The following is a 26,881-nucleotide window of genomic DNA, read 5'->3' as shown; positions in this document are numbered from 1 at the left end:
CCGCCCGGGCATGAAGCCCGGGCAATCATTCGATATCCGTGCCGAAGGCCGGCGTCGATGAATCGGCAAATGCCAGGTGTTAGGGAAGAGACCGCAGGGCCGGAGGAGTACCAATCCCCGCAACACGTCCTGCCTCTTCCAAGTACTCAACATGATCATGCCGCATGTGGCCCGTCCACGGACTTGCCTGCATGCGAAAAACGCATTCCACGACATGCGCTGAGCACAACACGAAGCGGAAAACGGTTCCTCGTCGCCGACGCACAATGCGGCTGCCCTTCGGCACGCCCAGTCTAGCGAGACGACATGAAACGGATGCTCATCAACGCGACCCAGCCGGAAGAGCTGCGCGTCGCACTGGTCGACGGACAACGCCTTTACGATCTCGACATCGAGTCCGGCGCCCGCGAACAGAAGAAAGCCAACATCTACCGCGGCAAGATCACCCGCATCGAGCCCAGCCTCGAAGCCTGCTTCGTCGACTTCGGCGCCGAACGCCACGGTTTCCTGCCACTCAAGGAAATCTCCCGCGAGTACTTCTCCAAGGACCCCGGCCAGGGCCGTCCCAACATTCGTGAAGTGCTCAAGGAAGGCCAGGAAGTCATCGTCCAGGTCGACAAGGAAGAGCGTGGCAACAAGGGTGCCGCCCTGACCACCTTCATCAGTCTGGCTGGCCGCTTCCTCGTGCTGATGCCCAACAACCCACGTGCCGGTGGTATCTCCCGCCGCATCGAGGGCGAAGAGCGCGCTCAGCTGAAGGAAGCGATGAACAGCCTGACCCTGCCGGACAAGATGGGCGTCATCGTGCGCACCGCCGGCATCGGCAAGAGCGCCGAAGAACTGCAGTGGGACCTCGACTACCTGGCACAGGTGTGGGACGCGGTGACCAAGGCCGCTTCCAGCCGCCCTGCCCCCTTCCTGATCTACCGTGAATCCAACGTCATCATCCGTGCCATGCGCGACTACCTGCGCAATGACATCGGCGAAGTGCTGATCGACTCTTCGGAAGTCCAGGAAGAAGCGCTGTCCTTCGTGCGTCAGGTGATGCCGAGCTACCAGCAGAAGATCAAGCTCTACGAAGACGACGTGCCGCTGTTCTCGCGCTTCCAGATCGAATCCCAGATCGAGACCGCCTACCAGCGTGAAGTGAAGCTGCCCTCCGGTGGCGCCATCGTCATCGACCACACCGAAGCCCTTGTCTCCATCGATATCAACTCCGCTCGCGCCACCCGCGGCAGTGATATCGAGGAAACCGCGCTGCAGACCAACCTGGAGGCCTCCGACGAGATCGCCCGCCAGCTGCGTCTGCGCGACATCGGCGGCCTGGTGGTGATCGATTTCATCGACATGACGCCGGCACGCAACCAGCGTGAAGTCGAGAATCGTGTGCGCGACGCGCTCAAGATCGACCGCGCTCGCGTGCAGATCGGTCGCATCTCACGCTTCGGCCTGATGGAAATGTCGCGCCAGCGTCTGCGTCCGTCCCTGGGCGAGACCAGCGGCGTGGTCTGCCCGCGCTGTGACGGCCAGGGTACCATTCGTGACGTGCGCTCCATGGCGCTCTCCATCATGCGCCTGATCGAAGAAGAGGCCATGAAGGAGCGCAGCTCGCAGATCCGCGCCATCCTGCCGGTGCCGGTCGCGACCTACCTGCTCAACGAGAAGCGCGCCACGCTGTTCGACATCGAGCGCCGTCAGGGCGTGAATGTCGTGCTGCTACCGAACCCGGAGCTCGATACGCCGCACTACGAAGTCGTGCGTCTGCGTGATGACCACGTCGATGAAGACGGTGCCGACAAGTCCAGCTTCGAGCTGTCCGTCGAGACCGAGGTCGGCAAGGAACCGGATCCGAACTTCGACAAGCCGCCGGCGCGCACTGAAGCCGCCGTCAAGAGCGTGTCCCACACCACGCCTGCCCCGGTTGCCGCACCGGAAGCGCCTGTAGCAGTGGCCGAGACCGCTGACAGCAGCAGTGACAGCGATAGCCGCAACGGCAACGGCAAGAACAACGGCAACCGTCGTCGCAACGGCAACGGCAGCAGCAATGGCCGTAACCGTCAGGAGCAGCGCAACGAGTCTCGTAATGACACTCGCAGCGAAGGCCGCAACGACAGCCGTCAGAGCTCGCGCAATGACAACCGTCAGGGCAACCGTTCGAGCCAGGGCAATGACACCCGCGCTCAGGCCAGCAAGCAGGAAGTCGTGGCGCAGTCGTCAGCCCAGACTCCCGCCAGGACTGCCACTCCGGCCACCGGTGGCGGCCTGCTGTCGCGCCTGGCCCGAGGCTTCAGCCGCCTGCTGGGCAATGACAGCGATACCGCCGTGCCGGCCAAGTCCAGCGAAGCCCGCAAGGCACTGGAAAAGGCCCGTGAGCGTCGCGAGACCGTCAGTGAAGCCAGCGCTCCGGCAGCGGCTCGCAACGACTCCCGCAATGGCCGCAACGCTGAACGTAGCAACGATCGTAACAACGACCGCAGCAATGACGGCCGTGGCAACGAGCGTGATGACAACCGCAAGGATTCCCGTCGTCGCAATGACAACGCGTCACGCAACAACGACGGCGAGTCACGCAACAGCGGCAACGACGCTGACAGCAACAGCCAGAACGATGGCCGCAGCAACAACAAGCGTCGTCAGCGCAACGACCGTGGCAACCGTCGCAAGTCCAACGAGTCGCGTCAGGACAGCCAGCAGGAAATCGTCACCAACGACAGCAAGCCGCAGGCCGAACCGGAGCAGACGCCGCAGGCTGACAACAGCCCGAAAGCCGAAGCCAGGAGCAGCGACAGCCAGAACGCCAAGGCCGACAACGCCAGCAAGCGCGATTCCGGCAAGCGCAGCGACAAGCCGGGGCGTGGTGAAAAGCCGGCCAAGACTGACAAGGCCGAGCAGGTCGACAGCAAGCAGGCACGCGAGTCCATCAAGGCAGCCGAACAGGCCGAGCAGGTGGAGCAGCAGGTCAGCAGCGAAGACCAGCAGACCCGCAACAACCCGCGTGTGCGCAGCCGTCAGCACGCTCTGAACCCGCAGGCGGTCGAAGAGCAGAAGTCGCTCAAGGCCATGACGCTGGCAGGCCCGCAGGCAGCCGCTACTTCGGCAGCCGCTGCGGTGCCGGCCATTGCCGAGGAAGGTGCCGAAGCCGTCAACGCCACCACCGCTGCCCCGCAGGGCGAAGCCAATGCCCCGCAAGGCAACGACAGCGCCCAGCAGGTTGAAAACAGCACCGCGGCACAGCACGCACCGACCACCGTCGAGCAATCTGCCAGCGCAGACCTCACGGCAGCCGCCGCACCGGAAATCAGCGAGCCGAGCAACGAGACGCTGAGAGAGACGGTCGCCCCTGAGTCAGCGCCATCCGACGTGCAGGCGTCCGAGTCTGAGCCAGCGGAAGTGGCCGAGCCGGTCGTCGAAGCGCCGATCGAAGCACCTGCCGAAGAGGCGTCCGAAGCGCCTGCCACTGGCGCTCACCAGGCGCAGAAGACTGAGCAGCACGCCGCCCAGCGCACTGAGCAGCACGCCGTCCAGCAGCCAAGCGTGCACCAGCCGCAGGCCAGCGCAGCTGACAACGCCGTCGACACGCCGGCCGTCACCGCGGCAGAAGTCGCGCCGGAAGCCGCGGCCGATGAGCAGTCGCTGAAGGAAAGCGTGACCAGCGAAGCCGCTGTGCCTGAAGCGTCAGCCGCCGCCGAGCAAAGCGCCCAGGCACCGGCCACCGAAGCTCAGGCACCTGTCGCTGAAGCAGAGGAAGCGGTCGCCGCTGAAACAGACACTGCCAGCCAGCCTGCGCAGCCTGTGGCGCAAGAACCTGGCGTGGAAGAAGCCGCCGTTGAACAGCCTGTACAGGAGGCCGTGCGTCAAGAGGCTCCTCAGCAGACTGAGACCAGTGAGGCGAAGGTGGCAGAAAGCGCTGACGTGGCCAGTACTGAGATTGAGCCTGCCGTCAGCACTGAGCGCACCACAGATACTGTCGCTGTAGCTGCGGAAGGCTCTCAATCAGCTGAAGGCTCTCAATCAGCTGAAGGCTCTCAATCGGCTGAAGGCTCTGATGCTGCTGAAGGCTCTGCAAACGCTGAAGGCGCTGATGCTACTGCTGAAGGTGCCGAAAGCGCCGTCAACGTCAGCGCCAGCGTCGAGAATGCGCCGGCCGAGGCAGCGTTCGCGACTGCCGAGCGTCACGACAATGTCGCCGTGGCGCAAGCCGTGAGCGACGACTCCCACACAGGGGAAGTCGCTGACAGCGAGCAGAATCAGGCACCGAGCGAGCAAGGCGAGACGACAGCGGCAGAAGGCGTGCAGCAGGACAGCACGCAGCCAGCCACCGAGACCCGCCGTCGTCGTGGCGAACGCGCCTACAACGATCCGCGCGAAGTGCGTCGTCGTGAGCGTGAAGCTGCCGAACGTGCTGCTGCACACCAGACCAGCGCGGAGACTCAGGACACGACCGCTCAGGATGACAGCAACACGTCACACTGAGTCCTGAGGCAGGCGCCCTGCCCCTGCCGTCACTCTGGCGCCCCTTTCAGCCACCAGCGCTGAAGAGGGCGCCAGAAAGGCAGCAAGACAGGGCCTAGCCAGGGGCTATGCCAAGGTCTGCCAGCCGCTCTCGTTGAGCAGCAAGTCAGATGAAAACAAGAACGCCCCGCAGGCAAGCCTGCGGGGCGTTCTTGTTTTCATCGTATAACTCAATGTGCACGACTCTGGGCCTCAGCTCGGGCATCACTCTGCCGGCATCATCCCCAGCTCACGCGGCTCCTGCTCGAGCCAGACACCGAAGCGTGAATGGACGGCCTCACGCACCTCCTGCGCCAGTGCCAGCAGCTCCGTGACGGCACCCCCGCCGAAGTGCACCAGCACCAGCGCCTGCTGAGCATGCACGCCGACATGGCCTCTGCGCGCGCCCTTGAGACCACATTGATCGATCAGCCAGCCTGCTGCCAGCTTGATGCTGCCATCGGCCTGCGGGTAATGCGGCAAGCTCGGGAAGCGAGTCAGCAGCGCCTGACCCTCGGCCTGAGGAAGCTGCGGATTCTTGAAGAAACTGCCGGCATTGCCCAGTTGTGCGGGGTCGGGCAACTTCTCACTGCGCGTGGCAATCACCGCCCGTGCGACCTGCAACGGCGTCACCTCTTCCCCTTGCGGCAACGCCGCGCTGACGCGCTGGGCGAGATCACCATAATCGAGCTGGGGCGACGCCTGGCGCGATACCTGCAACTCCAGACGCGTGATCAGCACGCGATGTTCAAGCACGCCCTTGAAGATGCTGTCGCGATAACCGAAGCCGCATTCCTCGCGATTCATCCAGCGGCAGCTGCCATCTTCCAGCGACATGACTTCCAGGCGCAGCAGGTGGTCTGCCAGCTCGACGCCATAGGCACCGATATTCTGGATAGGTGCCGCACCGCAGCAACCGGGAATCAGTGCCAGATTTTCATAGCCCCACCAGCCGGCGCTGGCCAGCTCCATCACCAGGGCATGCCAGCGCTTGCCGGCCTCGACGGAGACCGTGGCCGTCAGGCCATCTTCTGCCGGCGTGATGGTGACCCCGTCAAAGGCCGGACGCATGACATGGGCATCCAGCCACGGCAGCAATACCAGATTGCTGCCGCCGCCGATCACCACCAGACGCTCTCCAGCCTGCCGGGAGGCCAGCACCTGTGCCCTGGCCGCCTCGACGGTGTGTGGCTCACTCAGGGCGCGGGCGCGCGCCGAGAAACCCAGCGTATTGCAGCCATCCAGTGCCACCCCCTCGCATTGCGAGGTGTCGCCTGCGCTCTGCTCACTTGACACCTGAGTCATGAGCGCGCCCGCGCCGTGGTCGCCGCAGGCAGTGCCGCGATGAGCGCCTCGCAAGCCACATCGATCAGGTCCAGCACACGCTCGAAGGCATCGGGGCCCCCGGTGTAGGGGTCCGGCACCTCACGACTGCCCGCCGCCAGCGCGGGCAGCGGGGTCGGCAGCAGGTCCAGCAGGCGACCGATCAGCGCCTGGTCGCCACTGTTGCTGCGCGCAGCCAAGGCACGGGTATCGGCAAGATTGGCGTCGTCCATCACCAGAATCAGATCGAAGTCGTGAAAGTCCTGCTCGCACAACTGACGGGCACGCAGCGCGCTGATGTCATGGCCGCGCTTGGCCGCATGGGCGATGGCCCGCGAATCAGGCTGACCGCCGACATGCCAGTCACTGGTGCCACAGCTGTCCACCGTGACGACCTGATCCAGGCCGTGGCGCGTCAGCGCCGCGCGCAACACGCCTTCGGCACTCGGTGAGCGGCAGATATTGCCCAGGCACACCATCAGGATGCGCTCCAATGGCGCCTGACGCTGGGCCAGCTGCTCAAGAAGCTCGCTCATCAGCCCTCTCCGCTCTCGCTGCCTGCCGCTGCTTGCGCCAGCCAGTCACGCACGCGCTCGAGATCCTCCGGCGTATCGACACCGGCCGGATGCGCCGTGCAGGCAATGGCTACCTGGATGGCATGACCATGATGCAGCGCGCGCAGCTGTTCGAGCTGTTCGAGCTGCTCCAGCGGGGCCGGCAGCCAGTCAACGTAATCGGTCAGGAAGCTGGCGCGATAGGCGTAGAGGCCGATATGACGCAGCCAGGAATCGGTAGCCAGCATGTCCGGCGGCGTGGTGAAGTGCTCGCGATCCCAAGGAATGGGCGCGCGCGAGAAGTACAGGGCACGCCCGCGCAGGTCACGCACCACCTTGACCACATTGGGGTTGAACAGGCTGTCGACGCTGGCGATCGACTCCGCCAGCGTGGCGATCGAGGCCCCCTCGTCTTCCCCGAGACGCACCGCCACCTGATCGATCAGCGCCGCCGGCAGCAGCGGCTCATCGCCCTGGACGTTGACCACCAGGGTCTCGGGGGCCAGCGCCAGCAGCGTGACCACCTCGGCAAGGCGGTCCGTCCCGCTGGGATGATCGGCACGCGTCATCACCACCTCGGCCCCGAAGTCTTCGCAGACCTCACGGATACGCTCGTCATCGGTGGCGATCACGACCCGGCTGGCCTGACTGGCGCAGGCATTGCGCCAGACATGCTCGATCATCGGCTGGCCATGAATGTCCGCAAGGGGCTTGCCCGGCAGGCGTGAGGAGTTGAAGCGCGCCGGAATCACGACCACGAAGCCAGACTCGCCCTCTGAACGGCTGTCGTCTGCCGGCCCCTGCTGCAGAAGGTCACTCATCAGCCGCGGCTCCCCTTGAGCTTCTCGTCGGCATCCATCTGGCGCGCTTCTTCTTCCAGCATGACGGGAATGCCGTCGCGTACCGGATAGGCGAGGCCATCGTAGAAGCACTTGAGCTCGGCGTTCGCCGCATCATAGGTCAGCTTGGCCTGACACAGCGGGCAGACCAGTAGCGCGAGCAGTTCCTTGTCCATCGAGACATCTCCGGAATAACAGCAGAAAAGAAAGAAAATTCAGCGATCAAGCCCTCAGAGCGCCTCAAGGCGTTTGGCGAGCCAGTCCACCAGCGCCTGATCCGGACGCGCCTCGACATCCAGCGCCCAGCAGCGCTCATTGGCGAAGCTGCGACACTTGACGGCGTCCTTGGCGGTCATCACCACGGGCAGATTGTCGGAAAAGCGCAGATCCGTCGGCGTGAAACGATGGTGGTCCGCCAGCGGACGCGGCAGATGCTCGACCCCGAGGTTGGTCAGGGTGCGGAAGAAGCGCTGCGGATTGCCGATACCGGCCAACGCATGCACCTGACCGCTGAATGGCAACTGGTGGGCAGGATAACGCACGTCGTCGATCAGGTGACGCCAATGGACCGGCGTCAGCGTCATGCAATGCGATTCCACCGGCAGACGTGAGCAGTCGATGACACCGTTGGAGATCACCGCATCGACACTGGCGAGGCGCGACAACGGCTCGCGCAGCGGACCGGCGGGCAGGCAACGCTGATTGCCGAAGGCACGCTCACCATCCACGACCACCAGCTCGATGTCGCGCCCCAGCGCATGATGTTGCAGACCATCATCGGAGAGCAGAATGTCGCAGCCGGCGGCAATCAGGCGCCGCGCCGCGCTCGGGCGATCCGGGTCGACCGCCACCGGCAGGCCGGTCTGCTGGGCCAGCATCACCGGCTCGTCGCCGGCATGCTGAGGGTCGGTATCGGCCTGCACGTAGAGGGGATAGCGCGGCGAATGCCCGCCGTAGCCGCGCGAGATGATGCCCGGGCGCCAGCCCTGCTCGCTCAACCAGCGCCCCAGCCAGGCGACCAGCGGCGACTTGCCGGTGCCGCCGACGGTGATGTTGCCGATCACGATCACCGGCACCGGCGCCCTCCAGACCTCACGCTTGCCGGTGAGATAGGCATTGCGCTTGCGCGCCACCACATTCCTGTAGACATGTTCCAGCGGGCGCAGTAGATGGAGCCAGCCGGCGCCGCGATACCAGGCGTCTACCAGTCGTTCACTCATGCGTCTGCCGTCTCCCGGAACTGGATGCGATGCAGCGCGGCATAAGCACCTTCCTGAGCAATCAATGATTCGTGGGTGCCGTCTTCGATGATCTCGCCATCATCCATCACCAGGATGCGGTCCGCCTTCTCGATGGTGGACAGACGGTGGGCGATCACGAAGGTCGTCCGGCCCTGACACACTTCTTCCAGCGCGCGCTGGATATAACGTTCAGATTCGGTATCCAGCGCCGAGGTGGCCTCGTCCAGCACCAGGATCGGCGAGTCCTTGTAGATGGCACGAGCGATGGCGATACGCTGGCGCTGACCACCGGAGAGCATCACGCCATTGTCGCCGACGATGGTGTCGTAGCCTTCGCTCATGCGCTCGATGAATTCGTGGGCATAGGCCGCACGCGCCGCCTCTTCCACCCGCGCCTTGTCGACCTCGCCGGTGCCATAGGCGATGTTGGCGGTCAGGTCGGCATTGAACAGGGTGACATTCTGCGAGACCAGCGCGATCTGCTGACGCATCGGGCGCAGCTTGTAGTCCTCGATGGCGACATCATCGATCAGGATGCGGCCGGTGGTCGGTGCGTAGAAGCGCGGCAACAGGCTCATCAATGTCGACTTGCCCGACCCCGAACGCCCGACGATGGCCACCATCTGCCCTGGCTTCACCTCCAGATCGATGCCCTTGAGCACCTCCGGCTGATGGTCTGCATAGCGGAAGTGGACATTGTCGAAGCGCACACGCCCCTCGAGGCGACCCTCGGGCACCAGGGTGCCATTGTCCGGCTCTGCCGGCGTATCCAGCAGACCGAACAGTTCTTCCGAAGCTGCCATGCCCTTCTGGATCTCGCCGTTGACTTCGGTCAGCTGACGCACCGGCTTGGCCATCATCGAAGCCGCGGTGATGAAGCCGACGAACTCACCGGCGCTCATGCCTGCCATCAGTTCCGGCGCCATCGCCAGCCACACCAGCGTGGCCAGCGCCACGGCGATCAACAGCTGGATGACCGGCGTGGCGGTGGCCTTGGTCAGCGCTTCCTTCATCTTCTGCTCGCGGTTGTACTCACTGACCGCGGCGAAGCGCGCCTTCTCGAAATCCTCGGCACCGTGGGTACGCACGACACGATGGCCGGACAGCGCTTCGGAGGCCACGTGGGTCACCTCCCCCATCGAACCCTGGATACGCTTGGAGAGCTTGCGGAAACGCTTGCTGGCATAGCTGACCACCCAACCGATCAGCGGCGTGACCGCGATGAATACCAGTGTCAGCTTCCAGTTGGTCCAGAACAGATAGCCCAGCAGGCCGAGCACGAAGAAGCCTTCGCGCATGATGATGGTCAGCGCCTTGGTGGCCGCGCCGGTGATCTGCTCGACATGGTAGGTGACGCGAGTGATGAGATGGCCGGTGGAGTTCTCGTCGAAATAGCGCCCCGGCAGGTGCAGCATGTGGTTGAACACCGTGGTGCGCAGGGTGTGCACCACGTTGCGTGCCACATCACTCATGCAGTAGGTGCCCAGGAAGGTGCCGACGCCACGCACGGCGAACATGCCGATCACGAACAGCGGCAGGAACAGTCTGAACTGGGCGTCAGGATTCTGAATGCCGTCGATCAGGCGCTTCATCATCTCGGCCAGCGCCGTACTCGAGGCACCGTAGATGATGTAGCCGACGATGGCGGCCAGAAACATCTTCCAGTACGGGCGAACATAGCCGAGCAAGCGGCGGTAATGAATCCAGGTGGAGTCGCGACTCACGGGGTCTCCATAGACTTGGGCGGCGCCCTCATGGGGCATCCGGTGATGATGATTCCGTCCCGATACGCGTACTGATGCGCACACGGGTGATACCCACTTCAGCGGCGGCGTCCAGCGCCGTGACCACCTTGGCGTGGGGCGTGCGGCCATCGGCTTCGAGGATCAACCCGAAACGATCTGCCTGGTCCTTGTACTGCGCAAGTTGCGCTCCCAGTTCATCCTCGCCGAGGCTTGCCTCGCCGAGCGTAAAATCACCTGCTGCCCCGATGCTCAGAATCAAGGGCGCCTGCTCTACCGCGCTGGCCTGACTGGACTGCGGCAGGATGAGATCCAGCGCTCGACGGCTATCGAAGGTCGTCGAGACCATGAAGAAGATCAGCAGCAGAAACACCACGTCGATCAGCGGGGTGAGATTGACCTCCACCGACTCACGCTGGCGACGCGGAAACCTCATGACGGCCTCCCGGCACCTGCCCCCTTGCCATCATCGCCACCATAGGGGTCATCGGCATCACGACGCATGTAGGCCGGCAAGTCTTCCGGCAGGCGCTCATGGGGCTCCGGCACCTGGCCGGGGCGCTGCCCCGGGCGACGGTCGATGCCGTCATGGCTCTCGGCCAGCCCGAGCTCGCCCTGATGGTGCGAGATATACTCCACCACCTGCCCTGCCTGCTCCTCCATGTTGACGGTGATGTCCTCGACACAGCGCTGAAAATAGCGATGGAACATCAGTGCCGGAATCGCCACCGTCAAGCCAGACGCCGTCGTCACCAGCGCCTGGGATATCCCGCCGGCCAGCTCCTGGGCGCGCTCGGCGCTGCCCGCATCGACGATCACGGCGAAGACGTCGATCATGCCGACCACCGTGCCCAGCAGCCCCAAGAGCGGCGTGATGGCGGCGATGGTGCCCAGCGGACTCAGGAAGCGTTCCATGTCATGGATGACGGCCACGGCCGATTCCTGCATGCGCGCGCGTACCTGCTCATTGCCCAGGCGCGCATTGCGCAGCCCCGCCGCCAGCACGTTGCCCAGCGGCGAATGACTCTCCAGCCAGTAGACATTGACCTGCCCCTGGCTGATCAGTTCACACACCTGCTGTCCCAGGCCCTTCGGCGCGATGCGTCGACGACGCAGCGTCCACAGGCGCTCGAGGATGATGGCCAGTGCCACGACGGAACATCCGAGGATGGGGAGCATCAAGACTCCCCCTGCGTACAAGGCTTCCAGCATGTGACCTCTCCCTTGGTCTCGATGCCTCTGCGGGCACCATTGTTGTCGTGTCAGATGTCACGCGCCATCCCTGTCGCGCAGGCCGTATGAATCCGCCATGCATCTGATCATTCAGCGGATTTTACCCCAAGGCACCTCACTCCGATACCGCCAGCCCTGCGCGCTGGTTGCAGCCGCTCCCCCTGCGGCGACCACTCCCAGTGCAAGGCACCGTCCAGCCCGACATGCCAGAGACACTCGACATGACGCGCCAGACGCTCCACCACGTCCGGATGCGGATGACCATGCGGATTGTAGCGACCGGCGCTGACAATCGCGTGACGCGCCGCCAGGCTCTCAAGCCAGGCATCACCACTGCTGGTGCGGCTGCCGTGATGTGCGACCACCAGCAACGGCAAGCCGCGCCCGGCCAGGCGCTGACGCAGCGTCGCCTGCAACTCGCGCTCCTGCTGCTGACCGATATCGCCGGTCAGCAACGCCAGCGGGCGTATGCCATGCGCTATCAAGACCACACAGGAGTGCGCATTGTCACGCAGGGTCTTCAACCCTGCTGGCGGCCACAGCATCTCAAGACGCACGGGATGGCCCTGCAGTTGACCGAGGATAATGCTGCGCCCGGCGACACACTCACGCACTGCCACCTCATCGAGCCAGTCAACCTGACGCCCCAGTCGCGACCGCTGCCCGGCCGGCACCCACAAGACAGCGATCTCCTCGGCAGACAGCGCCTGCAGGCCGCCGGCATGGTCACCATCCCCATGACTCATGATCACGCCGATAGGCTCTTCCGCCACATGGGGGGCTCCCGGCAAGCGAGCGCTGGCATTGCGCGACGCCGCCCCCAGGTCATAACGCCAGAGCCTCGGTACCTGCCGTGACGCGTCAGTCGAGCCGCTCGTGCTCGACGCCAGATGGCTGCGCAGCGACAGCGCCAGCCCCTGCCCGACATCATGCACCGTCAGACTGAGCGCGGGCGCCCTGGGCGAGAACGAGGCGGCTTCTGTCGCGCGCGTGCCGGCGTCCCGCTCGGCGGTGGCAAGCGCGGTCGGTGACCACGGCAAGGTCAGCGCCGCCAGTGACAGCCCCCAGCAGAGGACCACGCTGCCACACAGGCGCTTCAGACGGCCATCGAGGCCCGGCACACCCTCCGCCAGCCAGGCACACAGCAGGGCCATGACCGCGAGCGTCAGGATCAAGGCCGAGGGAGTGGCATCCGACAGGCCCGCCGTCATTGGCACCTGCGGCCAGCGCCCCTGTGTCGATGCAAGCGAAGACAATATCTCCATCGTCTGCGCCATGCCCTGTGCCAGCAGCTGCCATAGACCGCCACTGAACACACCGTCGGCGAGCATCACCGCGAGCCGTGACGGGACGAGCCCCGTGAACAGCAACAGCTGCTCGAGGCCCGCAAGTCCCCAGCCCAGCATGCCAAGTGGCACGATCAATAGCGTCACCAAGGGCGCCATCACCAGATTCATCGGCAATGACAGCCAGGAAAGCTGACCGCGCGAAAGCAGCAGGGCCACTCCCATGACCAGCGTCAGCAACCACTGGCTGCGCAACGTGGCCAGACACCAGCCGCGCACTCCCCGCGGACGCGAACGCCCCTGCCAGGCCAGCAGCAACACCGCCACGGCGATGAATGACAACCAGGTGCCCGGGCGCCATAACGCCAGCGGGTCCAGCCCCAATACCAGAATCAGCGCCAGCATCCAGACCTGCCAGACACCCAGCCCGCTGCGGCCACTCGCCATCCAAAGCCCGACCGTCACCATCAAGGCGGCGCGCAGTGCCGGCGGCGCCAGGCCTGCCAGCAAGGCGAAACTCCAGGCCGCCAGACAGGCAAGCCACCAGGGCGCGACGCTGAATCGCCACCCGCCCGGTCGCCAGAGGCGCAGCACGCCGAAACTCAGCCCCAGCACCAGGCTGGCCATCAGGCCGACATGCAGCCCCGACACCACCGCCAGATGTGTCAGCCCGGTAGCGTTCAGCGTGTCCCAATCGGCACGGGTCAGTGCCGAGACCTTGCCCAGCGTCAGTGCCGCCAGCCAGCGACAGGGCGAACCCGGCCAGTCGACCAACGCCTCGCCTTCGCCCTCGCCTTTGCCACAGCGCTGCCATAGCGCCTGTTCGGCATGCAGGCGCAGTGCTGCCAGCCCGCCTGGCGGCGCCAAGCGCTGCGCAAGGGACAGTTGGCGCACATAACCCGTGGCGACGATACCTTCGCGCCATAGCCAAGCGACACGGTCAAACTCCGCCGGGCTCGCTGAGCGCCCGAATGCCGGGTTGCTGGCGCCATGAGGCGGCACCAGACGCACGACCATGCGCCAGCGCTCACCGGCCTGCCAGGGAGTCGCCAGCGCCTCGCGTGTCGCAACATCGCGGGGTGGCTTGCGTGGCCAGTAGCGCCGAAGCTGCACCCGCTGATCCAGCAGCCGCTGACAGGCGGCCTGACGCCCGGCATCCGCGCCCGGTGACTCCGTCGGTTGGAAGAGATCACAGCGCGAGATACGCAGCACCAGGCGCACCGAGTCATCGGGCGTCGGCAATGCGCGATTGACCTGTTCGATCCGGCCTTCCAGCCACAGCTCCTGGCGCGTCAGCGCCTCCGCCATCACGAGCGGCTGCTGCAGAAGGCCGATCACCAGCCCGAACCCCAACGCTGCCGAGAGTCGCAGGCTCAAGGCTCCAAGCCGAGAGCGGCGTGACCCGGCGTCGGTAGCAGAGTGCCGGCAAGCACGGGAGGGAGTGGCTGCAAAGGCCCCCGCTACCATGAGCCAACAGAGCAGCAAGGCGGGCAACAGCAGGTTGTCGCTCAGCGTCATGAAGGTGCCCCAGCCATGCGCCCCACCCTCCTGCGCGCCGAGCCCTGCCGATGAGCGTGACTGCCAATCCGCGCCCCACTCGCCCTGACGTGACAGCCAGATTCCCACCACCAGTCCCGCCAGCAGCTGGGCCAGCGAGGCCGGTGACAGCCAGAATCGAGCGGGATGGGACGATTTATTCACGGTGGCGCCTGACATGTTGCTGGCCTCTTGCAAGGACACCCGTGGCTCAGCCCGTCAGGCATGGCGCGGGCTTTGCTGCGCTCGGTGTCGAATCGAGACACGCGGGTTGCAGATCACGAACCGGATAACTGCGCAGTCAGCATGGCAGTCCTGCAGCCATGTATGGATAATGGCCGGCGTTGAATGCCAAATGGCCAAGTCATGCCTCGTCGTCTACTCAAGCGGCTCATGCCGGAACCGGATGCACTCAAGCGCAAGAAGTCGCTGCGCTTCATGCATCACCTGATCGCCGATCCCGCACTGTGGGCGTTGTCGCGACGCACTGTGGCCAATGCCTTCATGGTGGGGCTGTTCTGTGCGCTGTTGCCGATTCCCTTCCAGATGGTGGTGGCCGCCTTCGGTGCCTGGGCACTGCGCTGCAACCTCGCGCTGTCGGTAGGTCTTGTGTGGGTGACCAACCCGCTGACCATGCCGGTGGTCTACTACGCGACCTACCGCGTGGGTGCCTGGATGCTGGACACGCCTGCACGGGTGATGCCGGACCAGGTCTCCGCAGCCTGGTTCGCCAACCAGCTGGAAGACATCCTGCCCGCCCTGGCGCTCGGCTCGCTGGTCAGCGCCGTCGTCCTCGCGCTGCTGGCCAACATGCTGGTCCGCCTCTTGTGGCGCTATCAGGTGGTACGCAACTGGCGCAGCCGCCGCAAGGCACGCCTGGCCGCCAGACGTTGCAGCAAGGAGCAATCGTCACGCCAGAACGCTGAGCAGGACACGGACACGCCCTGAACGCTGCCGACAGACGCGCATGAAAAACGCCCCGCCATCTCTCGATGGCGGGGCGTTTGGCTTTCTGGCATGGCGTAACAGCGGCTCGACTCAATCCTCGTGCAGCTTGCCACCGTCCAGGCGCAACACACGGTGCTGGTGCGCGGCCAGACCGTTGTCGTGGGTCACGATGATGAAAGCCGCCTGCGCTTCGCGCGCGATGTCATCCATCAGCTCCAGAATGCGCGCCGCCGTGGTCTGGTCCAGGTTGCCGGTCGGCTCATCCATCAGTACCAGGCTCGGGTCCGTCACCAGCGCACGCGCGATGGCGACGCGCTGGCGCTCACCTCCGGACAGCTCGCCCGGCTTGTGATCGGCGCGCGGCGCCATGCCGACCCGCTCCAGCAGCTTGCGCGCCTTGACGGCAGCCTCGGCGCGTTTGTGGCCACGGATGATCAACGGCATCGCCACGTTCTCTTCGGCACTGAATTCCGCCAGCAGGTGGTGGAACTGATACACGAAGCCGATGTGCTGATTGCGGAAGCTGCCCAGCGCCGACTCGCTGAGTTCGGACAGGCGCTGGCCAGCCACCTTCACGATGCCCTGGGTGGGGTGGTCCAGCCCACCCAGCAGGTTGAGCAGCGTGGTCTTGCCGGAACCGGAGCTGCCGACCACGGCGACCCGCTCACCGGCATGCACGCGCAGCTCCAGCTCGTCGAGCACCTGCACCTTCTGGGGGCCTTCGTCGTAGCTGCGACTCAGGCGCTCACAGATCAGCATCGGCTTGCCGTGGGTCTGGCCAGGCGCGTGAGTGTCAGAAGCCGGCGTCGGCATGGCGGTGTCTCCAGCAGCGGAACGGATGGATGCATCAGACGATGTCGACGGATTACTCATAGCGCAGCACCTCCGCCGGCTGGATGCGCGAGGCGCGCCAGGCCGGATACAGCGTCGACAGGAAGCTCAGCACCAGCGCGGAGCCGATGATGATGCCCATGTCGCTCATCTCGAGGCGCGATGGCAGATAGCTGATGAAGTAGACGTTGGGATCCAGGAACTGGATACCGAAGGTCGACTGCACCCAGGCGATGATGTCTGAGACGCTCAGCGCCAGTGCCACACCGGCGATGGCACCGATGATGATGCCCATCACACCGATGGTCAGCCCCTGCACGATGAAGATGCCCATGATGGAACCGGGCTTGGCCCCGAGGGTACGCAGGATGGCGATATCGGCGTGCTTGTCGGTCACCATCATCACCAGCGTCGAGACGATGTTGAAGGCCGCGACGGCGACGATCACCATCAGCAGCAGGCCGATCATGTTCTTCTCCATCTGGATGGCGGCGAACAGGTTGCCGTGGGTGCGCTTCCAGTCCATGCCGCGATACTGCGGCCCCAGCTGACTGACGATGTCGCGGGTGACCTGATCGGCGCTGAACAGGTCATCGAGCTTCAGGCGTACCCCCTGGACGTCGCCTTCCTTGAAGCGCGCCAGCTTGGCCATGTCCGAGATATCGGTGTAGGCAAGGCTGGCATCGACGTCCGCGCCGACCTTGAAGATACCGGTCACCGTGAAGCGCTTGAGGCGCGGGAAGATGCCCCCGGGCGTGATGGAGGCCTCGGGCACCAGTAGCGTGACGCGATCCCCCACGCCGACGCCCAGGTTGCGCGCCAGCAGCTCGCCCATCACGATGCCCCAGCTGCCGGGCGTGAGATCCGCCAGGCTGCCCTGCACCATGTGCTCGCTGATGATCGAGACCTGGTCCTCCGCGGACGGATCGATGCCGGTGACCAACGCGCCCTTGTTGCGGCCGTTGGTGGTGAACATGCCCTGCTGCTCGATATAGGGCGCTGCGCCGACGACATGCGGCTTCTCGCGCAGCTTGCCGGCCAGCGTCTCCCAGTCGGTGACGCTGTCACGCGCCTCGACGCGCACATGCGGCACCATGCCCAGTACGCGGGTGCGCAGCTCGTGGTCGAAGCCGTTCATCACCGACAGCACCAGAATCAGCACGGCGACGCCCAGCGACAACCCCAGCATCGAGGTCAAGGAAATGAAGGAAATGAAATGGTTACGGCGCTTGGCGCGGGTATAGCGCAGGCCGATCAGAAAGGGTAGGCGATCCAGCAGCATCGATGTCGATTCCTTGGGTCAGGGTCGCGGGCCATGATACGCATTCCGCAGGCTCGGCGCATGGAGCCATATTCGAATGCAGTTTGCCAGCCTTCGTCTGTGGCCAACATGAACCGCCATCATGGCAAGACATGTGCACGTCAGACAGCACAGGGCTAGCGTCGGCGCATGGCTCTGCTATCATCGCGCGCCGAGTCCGCGGCATTGCGGCTTGCGCCTTTATCGTTACCTCTTCATCAGGGAGATGCCCATGGCCACCCGTCTGCTCGCCGAATGGCACCCGCAGGACGCCATCCAGCTCAGCTGGCCCAGCCCGCACAGTGACTGGAGCGAGATGCTCGAGAGCATCGAAGCCACCTGCGAGGCCATGGTGATCGCCATCAGCCGCTATCAGCACGTGCTGATCAGCGTCAGCGATGACACCACCCGCGAGCGCCTTGCCGCGCGCTTCGCCGGTTTCGGCGTGCCCGCCGAGCGCCTGCATCTTTTCGTGGCGCCGCTGGATGACACCTGGACGCGCGACCACGGCCCCATCACCGTCGAACGTGATGGCCAGCCGGTACTGCTCGACTACACCTTCACCGGCTGGGGCGGCAAGTTCGAGGCCGCCCGCGACAACGCCCTGACCCGCGCCCTCGCCGCGCAGGGGGCTTACGCAAGCCCGGTGGAAAGCCGCGACTTCATTCTGGAAGGCGGCGGCATCGAGAGCGACGGCCAGGGCACCCTGCTGACCACCGAGGCCTGCCTGCTCAACGACAACCGCAATGCCGGCCTGAGCCGCGCCCAGGTCGAGGCGCAACTCAAGGCCGATTTCGGAGTCAAACGCGTGCTGTGGCTCGCCAATGGTCATCTGGAAGGCGACGACACCGACAGCCATGTCGACACCCTGGCGCGCTTCTGTGACCCGCGCACCATCGCCTACGTCCGCTGCGATGATCGCGACGACCCGCATTACCCGGCGCTCAAGGCGATGGAAGCCGAGCTTGAAGCACTGCGCGACGCCAATGGCGACCCGTACTTCCTGGTACCGCTGCCGTGGCCGGATGCCTGCTTCGATCCGGACGACAGCCATCGTCTGCCGGCGACCTACGCCAACTTTTTGATCATCAATGGGGCCGTGCTGGTGCCGACCTACGCCGATCGTCACGACATGATCGCCCTCAAGGCCCTTGCCAGCGCCTTCCCCAAGCGTGACATCATTCCGGTCGATTGCCGCGCCGTGATTCGCCAGCACGGCAGCCTGCACTGCATGACCATGCAATTGCCCAAGGGTACGCTGGCCACCTCGAACACCTCTCAAGGAGCACTGTGATGACTGCTTCCCGCCGTACACTCAAGGTCGGTGTCGTCCAGCAACAGGGCTGGCCCGACAAGGACACAAGCCTGGCGGCCAGCGAAGCCGCCATTCGTCGCCTGGCAGCCGGTGGCGCTGAACTGGTGATGCTGCAGGAGCTGCATGCCAGCCACTACTTCTGCCAGACCGAAGACACCGAGATCTTCGATCTCGCCGAACCCCTCGAAGGCCCGACCACCCAGCGACTGGCCGGCCTGGCCGCCGAACTCGGCCTGGTCATCGTCGGCTCCATCTTCGAGCGCCGCGCGGCGGGCGTGTATCACAACACCGCCGTGGTGCTCGACAAGGCCGCTGGCCTGGTCGGCACCTTCCGCAAGATGCACATCCCGGATGACCCCGGCTTCTACGAGAAGTTCTACTTCACGCCGGGCGATGCACCGAGCGCACAGTCCCCGCGCCGCGGCTTCGAACCCATCGACACCTCGGTCGGGCGTCTGGGTGTGCAGGTCTGCTGGGACCAGTGGTATCCCGAAGGCGCGCGCCTGATGGCGCTGGCCGGTGCCGAGATGCTGCTCTACCCCACCGCCATCGGCTGGGACCCGCGCGACGATGAAGCCGAGCAGACGCGCCAGAAGGATGCCTGGACCCTGATCCAGCGCAGTCACGGCGTCGCCAATGGCGTGCCGGTGATCGTCGCCAACCGGGTCGGTCATGAAGCGGACCCGACGCCTGCCAGCGAAGGCATCCAGTTCTGGGGCGGCAGCTTCATCTGCGGCCCCCAGGGCGAGCTGCTGGCGCATGGCGGCACCGAGCCCGAGGAGCTGCTGGTCGAGGTGGACCTGGCGCGCGGCGAAGACGTACGCCGCATCTGGCCTTACCTGCGCGATCGTCGCATCGATGCCTATGGTGATCTCACCGAGCGCTATCGCGACCGCTGAGCCCACCGGGCATTGCAGGGGCCGGCCTGACAACGGCGCCCTGTCGAGATCACACAGACCCCGCAGAGACAGGAGGGCGCCCAGCGTGGCGCCCTCTTCTGTTTCGGTCTGTCGGCGCAGCCGGCCTTTCCCGTCACTCCATCCCGGGTGATTCAGTCTCTCGCAGCCCTTCGTCTGCCCGCGCATGCCGCCATGGTCTGACTTGCCATCCCGGTCACGCTAGGCTAAACAAGATAACGCGATAAAAAATCACGTCTCCCTTGCTGCAATCAGGACGCAGAGCATGCCCGAATACCAGTTGATGGCCAGAATAGAAGCGGCCTTCGATACGCAGATCAGTGCCGCCGATCAGGTCATCACTGCGGTCAGAGAAGAGAATTCGCCACTCTGGCGGCTGGATGGCGTCAGTGCCGATAGCGAATGGCTCAGCCAGGCGTTGCAGGACGTGTGGTATCAGGATGGCCAGGACGGCCGAGTCACCCGCCCCTATCTGGGCGTCGTCGCCGCAGGCCCGACGGTGATCGAGCGCGTCGCGGCGCTCAACGCCGCCAAGGAGCAACTGGCGGAGCTCTTCGCCGAGCTGCGCGAGAAGTATCCCGACCAGCTGGCCGAACTGAAGGCGATTCTGCCCTTCCGCCACCCGGGGCTGAATCAGCACCTGAGGGGCGATGGACTGGCGCGGCTGCATCTCAAGCAGTGCTGGCGGCGGGTGCCGGTGGCAGAGGCGCCGGTCGCGCGGGTGCGCTTCGCCTGGTACAGCTCCGGGCGTTCGATCCAGCGCGTCAGCGTGGCGGAGTGTGAAGCCTTGCTGATGAAACTGGATACCGAGGCCGAGCACGTACGCCTGCAGCTCAAGCTGCTCGCTGGCTTGCCATCGGATGAGATTCTGGCCCGCATCCAGCCCCAGGCGCCGCTGATGCGCGCCAACCTGTTCTACCGTGAGCCGATGATGCGCGAAGACGGCGAGCTACGTACGCGCCGCGCGCTGAATGTCTCTCTGCCGCTGTTCCTGCCGCATGATGACCTGCGTCTGCCCGCTCTCAACCAGCCAAGCCCGACGCCGCCCACCGAGCGCACCCGCGCCCGCCGCGGCGACGTGCGCATCGAGGATACGCCCTTCCTCAAGAGTCTGCGCGTGCATCGCTATCGTTGATCCCTAGAGCAAGAGAGCCGGAGAGCCAAAGAGCCGGTGATCCAGACAGGCCGTGAAGACGCCCGCTAGAGGTCCAGCGCCGATTCGGGCATCCGCTTGAGGTGCATGCGGCGCGCCAGGCGAATCACCGGCTTGAGCGTCAGCTGCAGCGAGCCGATCACGAACAGCCAGATCCCCAGCGTCATCCACTCCTCCCAGAAGAAGCACACGCTGCCGATCGTGAACAGCAGGCCCAGCACCAGCTCATTGATGATGCTGGCCAGCTCATAACGGCGATGGATGATCAGCTCTTCATGGCCGAGGCGTAGCGTGAGGTCCGTGGTTGGGTCATCCTGCAATGTCTCGCGTGACTGCGTGCCCGACTGGCGAGTGTCGTGTTGCTGTGAATCATCCTGCATGCGTCATTTCCTCAAGGCTCATCAACAAGGTTTCCCGACTGGGAGCCCGACAACCACAAGGCCCCGACATCAATGATGTCGGGGCCTTGTGGTGTGCCTTCAAGTCAGCGGACAAGTCAGCGGGCGCGAGGCCCACACCGCTCAGAACAGACGGTTGAGTCCGTTCATGGCCGCGACCCGATAGGCTTCCGCCATGGTCGGGTAGTTGAAGGTGGTGTTGACGAAGTACTTGAGCGTATTCGCCTCACCCTTCTGCTGCATGATGGCCTGACCGATGTGCACGATCTCGGATGCCTGGTCACCGAAGCAGTGGATGCCGAGGATTTCCAGCGTATCGCGATGGAACAGGATCTTGAGCATGCCGACGGTATCGCCGGTGATCTGGGCACGGGCGGTGTCCTTGAAGAACGCCTGCCCCACTTCGTAGGGGATGCGCGCCTCGGTCAGCTCGGACTCGCCACGACCCACCGAGCTGATCTCGGGGATGGTGTAGATGCCGGTCGGCACCTCATTGACGAACTTGAACTCTTCCCCCAGCAGGTTGGCCGACGCGAAGCGGCCCTGATCGTAGGCGGCGGATGCCAGGCTCGGCCAGCCGATCACATCGCCCACCGCATAGACGTGGTCCAGCTCGGTGCGGTACTGATCATCGACGGTCAGCTGACCGCGGCCGTTGGCCTGCAGGCCGACATTCTCGAGACCAAGGCTGTCGGTATTGCCAGTACGGCCGTTGGCCCACAGGAAGGCGTCAGCACGCAGCTTCTTGCCGGACTTGAGGTGCACGACCACGCCGGACTCGTCGCCCTCGATGCGGTCGTATTCCTCGTTGTGACGCACCAGCACGCCATTGTTGCGCAGGTGATAGGACAGCGCGTCGGAAATCTCGTTATCCAGGAAGGACAGCAGACGATCACGCGTATCGATCAGATCGACCTTGACGCCAAGGCCGGAGAAGATCGAGGCGTACTCGGAGCCGATGACACCGGCACCGTAGATAATCAGCGTGCGCGGCGTGTGCGACAGGCCCAGGATGGTGTCGGAGCAGTAGATGCGCGGGTGGCGGAAGTTGACGTCCGCCGGGCGGTAAGGACGCGAGCCGGTGGCGATCACGACCTTCTCCGCGTGCAGCTCCTCGACCCCTTCATGGGCATCGCGTACCACGACGGTGTGCTCGTCCTTGAAGCGCGCGGTACCGAAGAACACATCGATGCGATTGCGGGCGTAGAAGCGCGTACGCATCTCGACCTGCTGCTCGATGGTGCGGCGTGAACGCTCCAGTACCTTGGGGAAGGAGAACCAGCGCGGCTCACCGATGTCGCGGAACATGCGATTGGTGTTGAACTCGATGATCTGCTTGACCGCGTGGCGCAGCGCCTTGGAAGGGATGGTGCCCTTGTGGGTGCAGTTGCCGCCCACGGAAGACTGAGCCTCGATCACGGCGACACGCTTGCCATGCTTGGCCGCGTTGACTGCCGCGCTTTCCCCTGCCGGACCGGTACCGATCACGACGACATCGTAGTTATAGACTGCCATGAGACTCGCTTGCTCCTTGATTGTTCGTAGACCGGCCCTGACACGTACGGTCTCACCTCGCGGTGACACTGCCATGTCAGGGCCGGTAGCAGGCCTTGCGGCCGGCGGGCTCTGAGCCATCAGAGCAGAAATCAGCGACGTGCGGCGTCGTAGGCCAGATCGCTGGCCGGCTTGCCGCCACTCTCTGCCATCAGACGCTGGCGATCCTGCTCCTTCTCGCACTCCTCGTCCTTGCCGCCACAGATGTCACAGCCATCCTTGAGCCCGAGATTGTTGAGACCACCGCAGGAGCCGGCGATCGGCTTGCGGCCCATCAGGACACCGACGGCCATCACGCCAATCAGCAGCAACATCGCGGCGAACACCAGTAACCAGATCGTCATGTCATTCCTCCCGGGGCATGGCCCCATTGTAAACCTCTCGCGCGGATCGGCTTCAGCGCAGCTTGCCCCCTGTCGATCCAGTGGATCATCCAGGACGGCATCCAGAAGATGCCATGCAGTCTGAGCGCCCGACCCTGTCGGTGGCGTGTCTCGACAGATGGCAGACAAGAAAGCCCAGCCGGCTGTCTTTCGGCAGGCCGGCTCTCGGTAGACCGACACTCGGTAGACCGGCTCTCGGTCGACCAGAGTCAGGCACCGGCTTCCTCTGCGGGCTTCGTGTCGCCTGTCGCCGGCGCGCCCTTCAGGTAGGGCGCGAATGCCGGACTCCAGGACTGCTTGAAGCCATCATCCGTTTTGACAATGAAATAGGCGGCAATGTTCTCGCGATCTGCGATCGTCATTGCCTTCTCGGCGCCCAGCACGTTGAGTGCCGTGGCCCAGGCGTCCGCACTCGCGCAATCCGGCGTGATCACGGTGACCGAGGCCAGACTGTGCTGGATCGGTCGACCGGTACGTGGATCGATCGTGTGCGAGTATCGTACGCCGTCCTGCTCGAAATAGTTGCGGTAATCACCGGAGGTAGCAACCGCGGCATTGCCGGGATCGATGATGCGCTGCACGGAGCGCTCGAAGGACTTCGGCGCTTCGATGGCGATGCGCCACGGCTTGTGGCCGGGCTTCTCTCCCTTGACGCGGATCTCGCCACCGACTTCGACCAGATAGTTCTCGATGCCCTTGGCCTCGAGCACATCGGCGACCCGGTCCACTCCATAGCCCTTGGCGATCCCCGACAGGTCGGCATACACCGGCTTGCGCTTGATCACCGTATTGCCATCGAGCTCCAGCGCCAGATGATCGACCTTCTCGAGCGCCTGCGCGATCTGTTCATCGCTCGGCGCCTTGTCGAGGCGCTCATCCGGGCCGAAGCCCCACAGATTGACGGCCGGGCCGACGGTGATATCGAAGGCCCCGTCGGAGCGCTTGCCGATATCCTGCGACTCGGCCAGCACCTGCGCCAGGCCATCCGACAGCGTGATCGGCGTATCCAGCGGCGCCTGATTGAGCTTCGAGAGCTCCGAGGCGTCCTTGTAGGTCGACATCTGCCAGTCGACCTTGTCGAGCGCCTCGAGGCTCGCCTGCTTGAGTGATGCCACCTCATCGGCATCCAGGTCCGCAGCCACCGTGACATGGAACCCGGTGCCGAAGATGGGGCCGGCGAAGCGATGCAACTCAGGGTTGCTGGAATTTTCACAGCCTGCAACCAGCAGGGCCAGCCCCATGAGGGCCGGCCCTGCCAGTCGTCTTGCGACGCGTGACATCATCGATCAACCACCGAAGTCATCGAGCAGGATGTTCTCCGGCTCCACACCCATGTCGGTGAGCATCTTGACGACGGCCGCGTTCATCATGGGCGGCCCGCACATGTAGTACTCACAATCCTCAGGCGCCGGATGGTCCTTGAGGTAGTTTTCATACAGGACGTTGTGGATGAAGCCCGTCGGGCCTTCCCAGTTGTCCTCAGGCTGCGGATCGGACAGCGCCAGGTGCCATTCGAAGTTCTCGTTCTCTTCGGCCAGCTTGTCGTATTCCTCGTTGTAGAACGACTCGCGCATGGAGCGCGCACCGTACCAGAACGACATCTTGCGCTTGGAATTCAGACGCTTGAGCTGATCGAAGATATGGCTGCGCATTGGCGCCATGCCAGCACCACCACCGATGAAGACCATCTCGGCATCGGTGTCCTTGGCGAAGAACTCACCGAACGGGCCCATCACTGTCACCTTGTCACCCGGCTTCAGCGAGAAGACGTAAGTGGACATCAGACCCGGCGGATGCTGGGAATTCGGCGGCGGAGTGGCGATACGGATGTTGAACTTCAGGATGCCGTACTCTTCCGGATAGTTCGCCATGGAGTAAGCGCGGATGACCGGCTCTTCGTTCTTGTGCTGAACGTTGAACAGACCGAACTTCTCCCAGTCACCACGATACTCTTCCTCGATGTCGAAGTCGGAGAACTTGATGTCGTAGGCCGGCGCTTCCAGCTGGACGTAACCACCGGCGCGGAAGTTGACTTCCTCGCCTTCCGGCAGCTGCAGGTTCAGCTCCTTGATGAAGGTCGCGACGTTCGGGTTGGCGGTGACAGTGGTTTCCCACTTCTTCACGCCGAAGATCTCTTCCGGCACTTCGATCTTCATGTCCTGCTTGACCGGGACCTGGCACGACAGGCGCCAGCCTTCCTTCTTCTCACCCATGGTGAAGTGGGATTCTTCGGTCGGCAGGATGGAGCCGCCGCCTTCCGAGATCCGGCACTTGCACTGGGCACAGGAGCCACCGCCACCACAGGCGGAGGACAGGAAGATGCCGTTGGCGGCCAGAGTCTGCAGCAACTTGCCACCGGCCTGGGTCGTCAGGGTGTTGGCGGGGTCGTTGTTGATCTCGATCTGGACGTCACCACTCGAGACCAGCTTGCTGCGTGCCGCGAGAATCACGAGCACCAGGCCGATAACGACCACGGTGAACATGACGACGCCGAGCACGATGATGGAGGTATCTACCATTTCGATTTCCTTATGCTCGGTTGCGTTACAGCTGGACGCCGGAGAAGGACATGAAGCCCAGCGACATCAGGCCAACGGTGATGAAGGTGATGCCCAGACCCTGCAGGCCAGCCGGCACATCAGAGTACTTGAGCTTCTCGCGGATACCGGCCAGTGCAGCGATGGCCAGTGCCCAACCGAAGCCGGCACCCACGCCATAGATGACGGACTCACCGAAGGTGTAGTCACGCTGCACCATGAACAGGGCCGCACCGAGGATGGCGCAGTTGACCGTGATCAGCGGCAGGAACACGCCCAGCGCGTTGTAGAGCGCCGGCACGAACTTGTCGAGGAACATCTCGAGGATCTGGACGATCGCCGCGATGACGCCGATGTAGGACAGATAGCCCAGGAAGGACAGATCGATGCTTTCCGCCCCTTCCAGACCCGTCCAGGTCAGCGCGCCTTCACGCAGCAGGTAGTTCAGGATCAGGTTGTTGACCGGAACGGTCACCGCCAGCACGACGATGACGGCCACGCCCAGACCGATCGCGGACTGGATCTTCTTGGACACCGCCAGGAAGGTACACATGCCCAGGAAGAAGGCCAGTGCCATGTTCTCGACGAACACGGCCTTGATGAACAGGCTCAGATAGTGTTCGAACATGTTACACAGCCTCCTTGATCTTGGTGTTGGCGGTAATCTTGTACTCCGCCTTCTCGACCTGCTCCGGGTAGATGCTGCGCAGCACCCAGATGAACAGACCGATGACGAAGAACGCCGACGGCGGCAGCAGCATCAGGCCGTTCGGGATGTACCAGCCACCGTCGTTGACGGTCTGCAGGATGGTCACGCCGAACAGGGAGCCGGAACCGAACAGCTCACGCACGAAGCCGACCACCAGCAGGATCACGGTGTAACCGAGACCGTTGCCGATACCGTCGATGAAGCTCATCGTCGGGCCATTCTGCATGGCATAGGCTTCAGCGCGACCCATCACGATGCAGTTGGTGATGATCAGACCGACGAAGACCGACAGCTGCTTGGACGTCTCGAAGGCGAAGGCCTTCAGCGACTGGTCGACCACGATGACCAGCGAGGCGATGATCGTCATCTGCACGATGATGCGGATGGACGACGGGATGTGATTGCGGATCAACGAGATGAACATGCTGGAGAACGCTGTCACCAGGCACACCGCGATCCCCATGATCAGGGCGGTGTTCATCGAGTTGGTCACCGCCAGCGCGGAGCAGATACCGAGGATCTGCAGCGCGATGGGGTTGTTCTTGAAGATCGGCGTCGTCAGGACACCTTTAGGAGTTTCGGCTGCCATCA

At 64.2% G+C, this 26,881-nt stretch carries 23 protein-coding genes; 5 read left to right on the top strand and 18 right to left on the bottom strand.

Features of this window, described 5'->3' with window-relative positions; translation table 11 throughout:
• The first annotated feature begins 306 nt into the window (after nt 1-306).
• Entirely contained in the window at nt 307-4,473 is a 4,167-nt protein-coding gene (gene rne, locus F8A90_RS04400) for a ribonuclease E (protein WP_200019183.1), read from the top strand.
• A gap of 243 nt (nt 4,474-4,716) precedes the next feature.
• Here rne and murB read toward each other — a convergent pair whose 3' ends face one another.
• The 9 genes from murB to F8A90_RS04355 form a co-directional block, all read right to left on the bottom strand.
• Entirely contained in the window at nt 4,717-5,796 is a 1,080-nt protein-coding gene (murB, locus tag F8A90_RS04395; RefSeq protein WP_200019182.1) for a UDP-N-acetylmuramate dehydrogenase, read from the bottom strand.
• The gene (locus F8A90_RS04390; RefSeq protein WP_200019181.1) at nt 5,793-6,350 is read right to left on the bottom strand and encodes a low molecular weight protein-tyrosine-phosphatase; all 558 of its coding nucleotides are present in this window, start codon (nt 6,348-6,350) and stop codon (nt 5,793-5,795) included. The genes murB and F8A90_RS04390 overlap by 4 nt, the downstream gene beginning before the upstream one ends.
• Nucleotides 6,350-7,189: a 3-deoxy-manno-octulosonate cytidylyltransferase gene (gene kdsB, locus F8A90_RS04385; protein ID WP_200019180.1), complete on the bottom strand. Its 840-nt coding sequence runs from the start codon at nt 7,187-7,189 to the stop codon at nt 6,350-6,352. Before kdsB ends, F8A90_RS04390 begins: the two co-directional genes overlap by 1 nt.
• On the bottom strand, nt 7,189-7,383 hold the full coding sequence (locus tag F8A90_RS04380) for a Trm112 family protein (protein ID WP_043331901.1): 195 nt from the start codon (nt 7,381-7,383) through the stop codon (nt 7,189-7,191). The genes kdsB and F8A90_RS04380 overlap by 1 nt, the downstream gene beginning before the upstream one ends.
• 54 nt (nt 7,384-7,437) lie before the next feature.
• Entirely contained in the window at nt 7,438-8,427 is a 990-nt protein-coding gene (gene lpxK, locus F8A90_RS04375) for a tetraacyldisaccharide 4'-kinase (protein ID WP_200019179.1), read from the bottom strand.
• Entirely contained in the window at nt 8,424-10,172 is a 1,749-nt protein-coding gene (gene msbA, locus F8A90_RS04370) for a lipid A export permease/ATP-binding protein MsbA (RefSeq protein WP_233593441.1), read from the bottom strand. Before msbA ends, lpxK begins: the two co-directional genes overlap by 4 nt.
• Before the next feature lie 28 nt (nt 10,173-10,200).
• A complete protein-coding gene (locus tag F8A90_RS04365; RefSeq protein WP_153635253.1) occupies nt 10,201-10,626 on the bottom strand; it encodes an ExbD/TolR family protein in 426 nt (141 codons plus the stop codon).
• Nucleotides 10,623-11,402: a MotA/TolQ/ExbB proton channel family protein gene (locus F8A90_RS04360; protein WP_082388116.1), complete on the bottom strand. Its 780-nt coding sequence runs from the start codon at nt 11,400-11,402 to the stop codon at nt 10,623-10,625. The genes F8A90_RS04365 and F8A90_RS04360 overlap by 4 nt, the downstream gene beginning before the upstream one ends.
• Before the next feature lie 107 nt (nt 11,403-11,509).
• Nucleotides 11,510-14,410: a ComEC/Rec2 family competence protein gene (locus F8A90_RS04355; RefSeq protein ID WP_200019178.1), complete on the bottom strand. Its 2,901-nt coding sequence runs from the start codon at nt 14,408-14,410 to the stop codon at nt 11,510-11,512.
• Nucleotides 14,411-14,611: 201 nt separating this feature from the next.
• On the opposite strand from F8A90_RS04355, the gene F8A90_RS04350 reads away from it, so the two are divergent.
• Nucleotides 14,612-15,193, top strand: a complete 582-nt coding sequence (locus F8A90_RS04350) for a DUF2062 domain-containing protein (RefSeq protein WP_200019177.1) — start codon at nt 14,612-14,614, stop codon at nt 15,191-15,193.
• Nucleotides 15,194-15,283: 90 nt separating this feature from the next.
• Here F8A90_RS04350 and F8A90_RS04345 read toward each other — a convergent pair whose 3' ends face one another.
• Nucleotides 15,284-16,006 (bottom strand): ABC transporter ATP-binding protein, encoded by a 723-nt coding sequence (locus tag F8A90_RS04345; RefSeq protein WP_200019176.1) that lies wholly within the window; start codon nt 16,004-16,006, stop codon nt 15,284-15,286.
• A gap of 52 nt (nt 16,007-16,058) precedes the next feature.
• Complete coding sequence (locus F8A90_RS04340) at nt 16,059-17,303, bottom strand: lipoprotein-releasing ABC transporter permease subunit (RefSeq protein WP_166019579.1); 1,245 nt, start codon at nt 17,301-17,303, stop codon at nt 16,059-16,061.
• 253 nt (nt 17,304-17,556) lie between these two features.
• Between F8A90_RS04340 and F8A90_RS04335 the strand changes: the two genes are divergently transcribed.
• From F8A90_RS04335 to F8A90_RS04325, 3 genes are all read left to right on the top strand, one after another.
• Nucleotides 17,557-18,618, top strand: a complete 1,062-nt coding sequence (locus F8A90_RS04335) for an agmatine deiminase family protein (RefSeq protein WP_200019175.1) — start codon at nt 17,557-17,559, stop codon at nt 18,616-18,618.
• Nucleotides 18,618-19,538 (top strand): carbon-nitrogen hydrolase, encoded by a 921-nt coding sequence (locus F8A90_RS04330; protein ID WP_200019174.1) that lies wholly within the window; start codon nt 18,618-18,620, stop codon nt 19,536-19,538. Before F8A90_RS04335 ends, F8A90_RS04330 begins: the two co-directional genes overlap by 1 nt.
• 283 nt (nt 19,539-19,821) lie before the next feature.
• On the top strand, nt 19,822-20,691 hold the full coding sequence (locus tag F8A90_RS04325; RefSeq protein WP_200019172.1) for a DNA replication terminus site-binding protein: 870 nt from the start codon (nt 19,822-19,824) through the stop codon (nt 20,689-20,691).
• 65 nt (nt 20,692-20,756) lie between these two features.
• Here the strand turns inward: F8A90_RS04325 and F8A90_RS04320 are convergent, their stop codons facing one another.
• From F8A90_RS04320 to F8A90_RS04290, 7 genes are all read right to left on the bottom strand, one after another.
• The gene (locus F8A90_RS04320) at nt 20,757-21,089 is read right to left on the bottom strand and encodes a YrhK family protein (RefSeq protein ID WP_107335345.1); all 333 of its coding nucleotides are present in this window, start codon (nt 21,087-21,089) and stop codon (nt 20,757-20,759) included.
• A gap of 141 nt (nt 21,090-21,230) precedes the next feature.
• Nucleotides 21,231-22,622 (bottom strand): Si-specific NAD(P)(+) transhydrogenase, encoded by a 1,392-nt coding sequence (gene sthA, locus F8A90_RS04315; protein WP_043331912.1) that lies wholly within the window; start codon nt 22,620-22,622, stop codon nt 21,231-21,233.
• A gap of 131 nt (nt 22,623-22,753) precedes the next feature.
• Nucleotides 22,754-23,005 (bottom strand): (Na+)-NQR maturation NqrM, encoded by a 252-nt coding sequence (gene nqrM, locus F8A90_RS04310; RefSeq protein ID WP_043331913.1) that lies wholly within the window; start codon nt 23,003-23,005, stop codon nt 22,754-22,756.
• Nucleotides 23,006-23,253: 248 nt separating this feature from the next.
• Complete coding sequence (locus F8A90_RS04305; RefSeq protein WP_233593440.1) at nt 23,254-24,327, bottom strand: FAD:protein FMN transferase; 1,074 nt, start codon at nt 24,325-24,327, stop codon at nt 23,254-23,256.
• Between the two features lie 3 nt (nt 24,328-24,330).
• Nucleotides 24,331-25,563, bottom strand: coding sequence for an NADH:ubiquinone reductase (Na(+)-transporting) subunit F (gene nqrF / locus F8A90_RS04300; RefSeq protein ID WP_043331915.1), 1,233 nt, complete (start codon nt 25,561-25,563; stop codon nt 24,331-24,333).
• A gap of 25 nt (nt 25,564-25,588) precedes the next feature.
• Nucleotides 25,589-26,209 carry an NADH:ubiquinone reductase (Na(+)-transporting) subunit E gene (nqrE, locus tag F8A90_RS04295; RefSeq protein ID WP_043331916.1) on the bottom strand — a complete coding sequence of 207 codons (621 nt, stop codon included), beginning with the start codon at nt 26,207-26,209 and terminating at the stop codon, nt 25,589-25,591.
• Between the two features lies 1 nt (nt 26,210).
• Entirely contained in the window at nt 26,211-26,879 is a 669-nt protein-coding gene (locus F8A90_RS04290; protein ID WP_043331917.1) for an NADH:ubiquinone reductase (Na(+)-transporting) subunit D, read from the bottom strand.
• Nucleotides 26,880-26,881: the final 2 nt, after the last annotated feature.

The organism is Cobetia sp. cqz5-12, assembly GCF_016495405.1.
GTDB lineage: Bacteria > Pseudomonadota > Gammaproteobacteria > Pseudomonadales > Halomonadaceae > Cobetia.
This window is presented reverse-complemented; position numbering and strand designations above follow the sequence as displayed.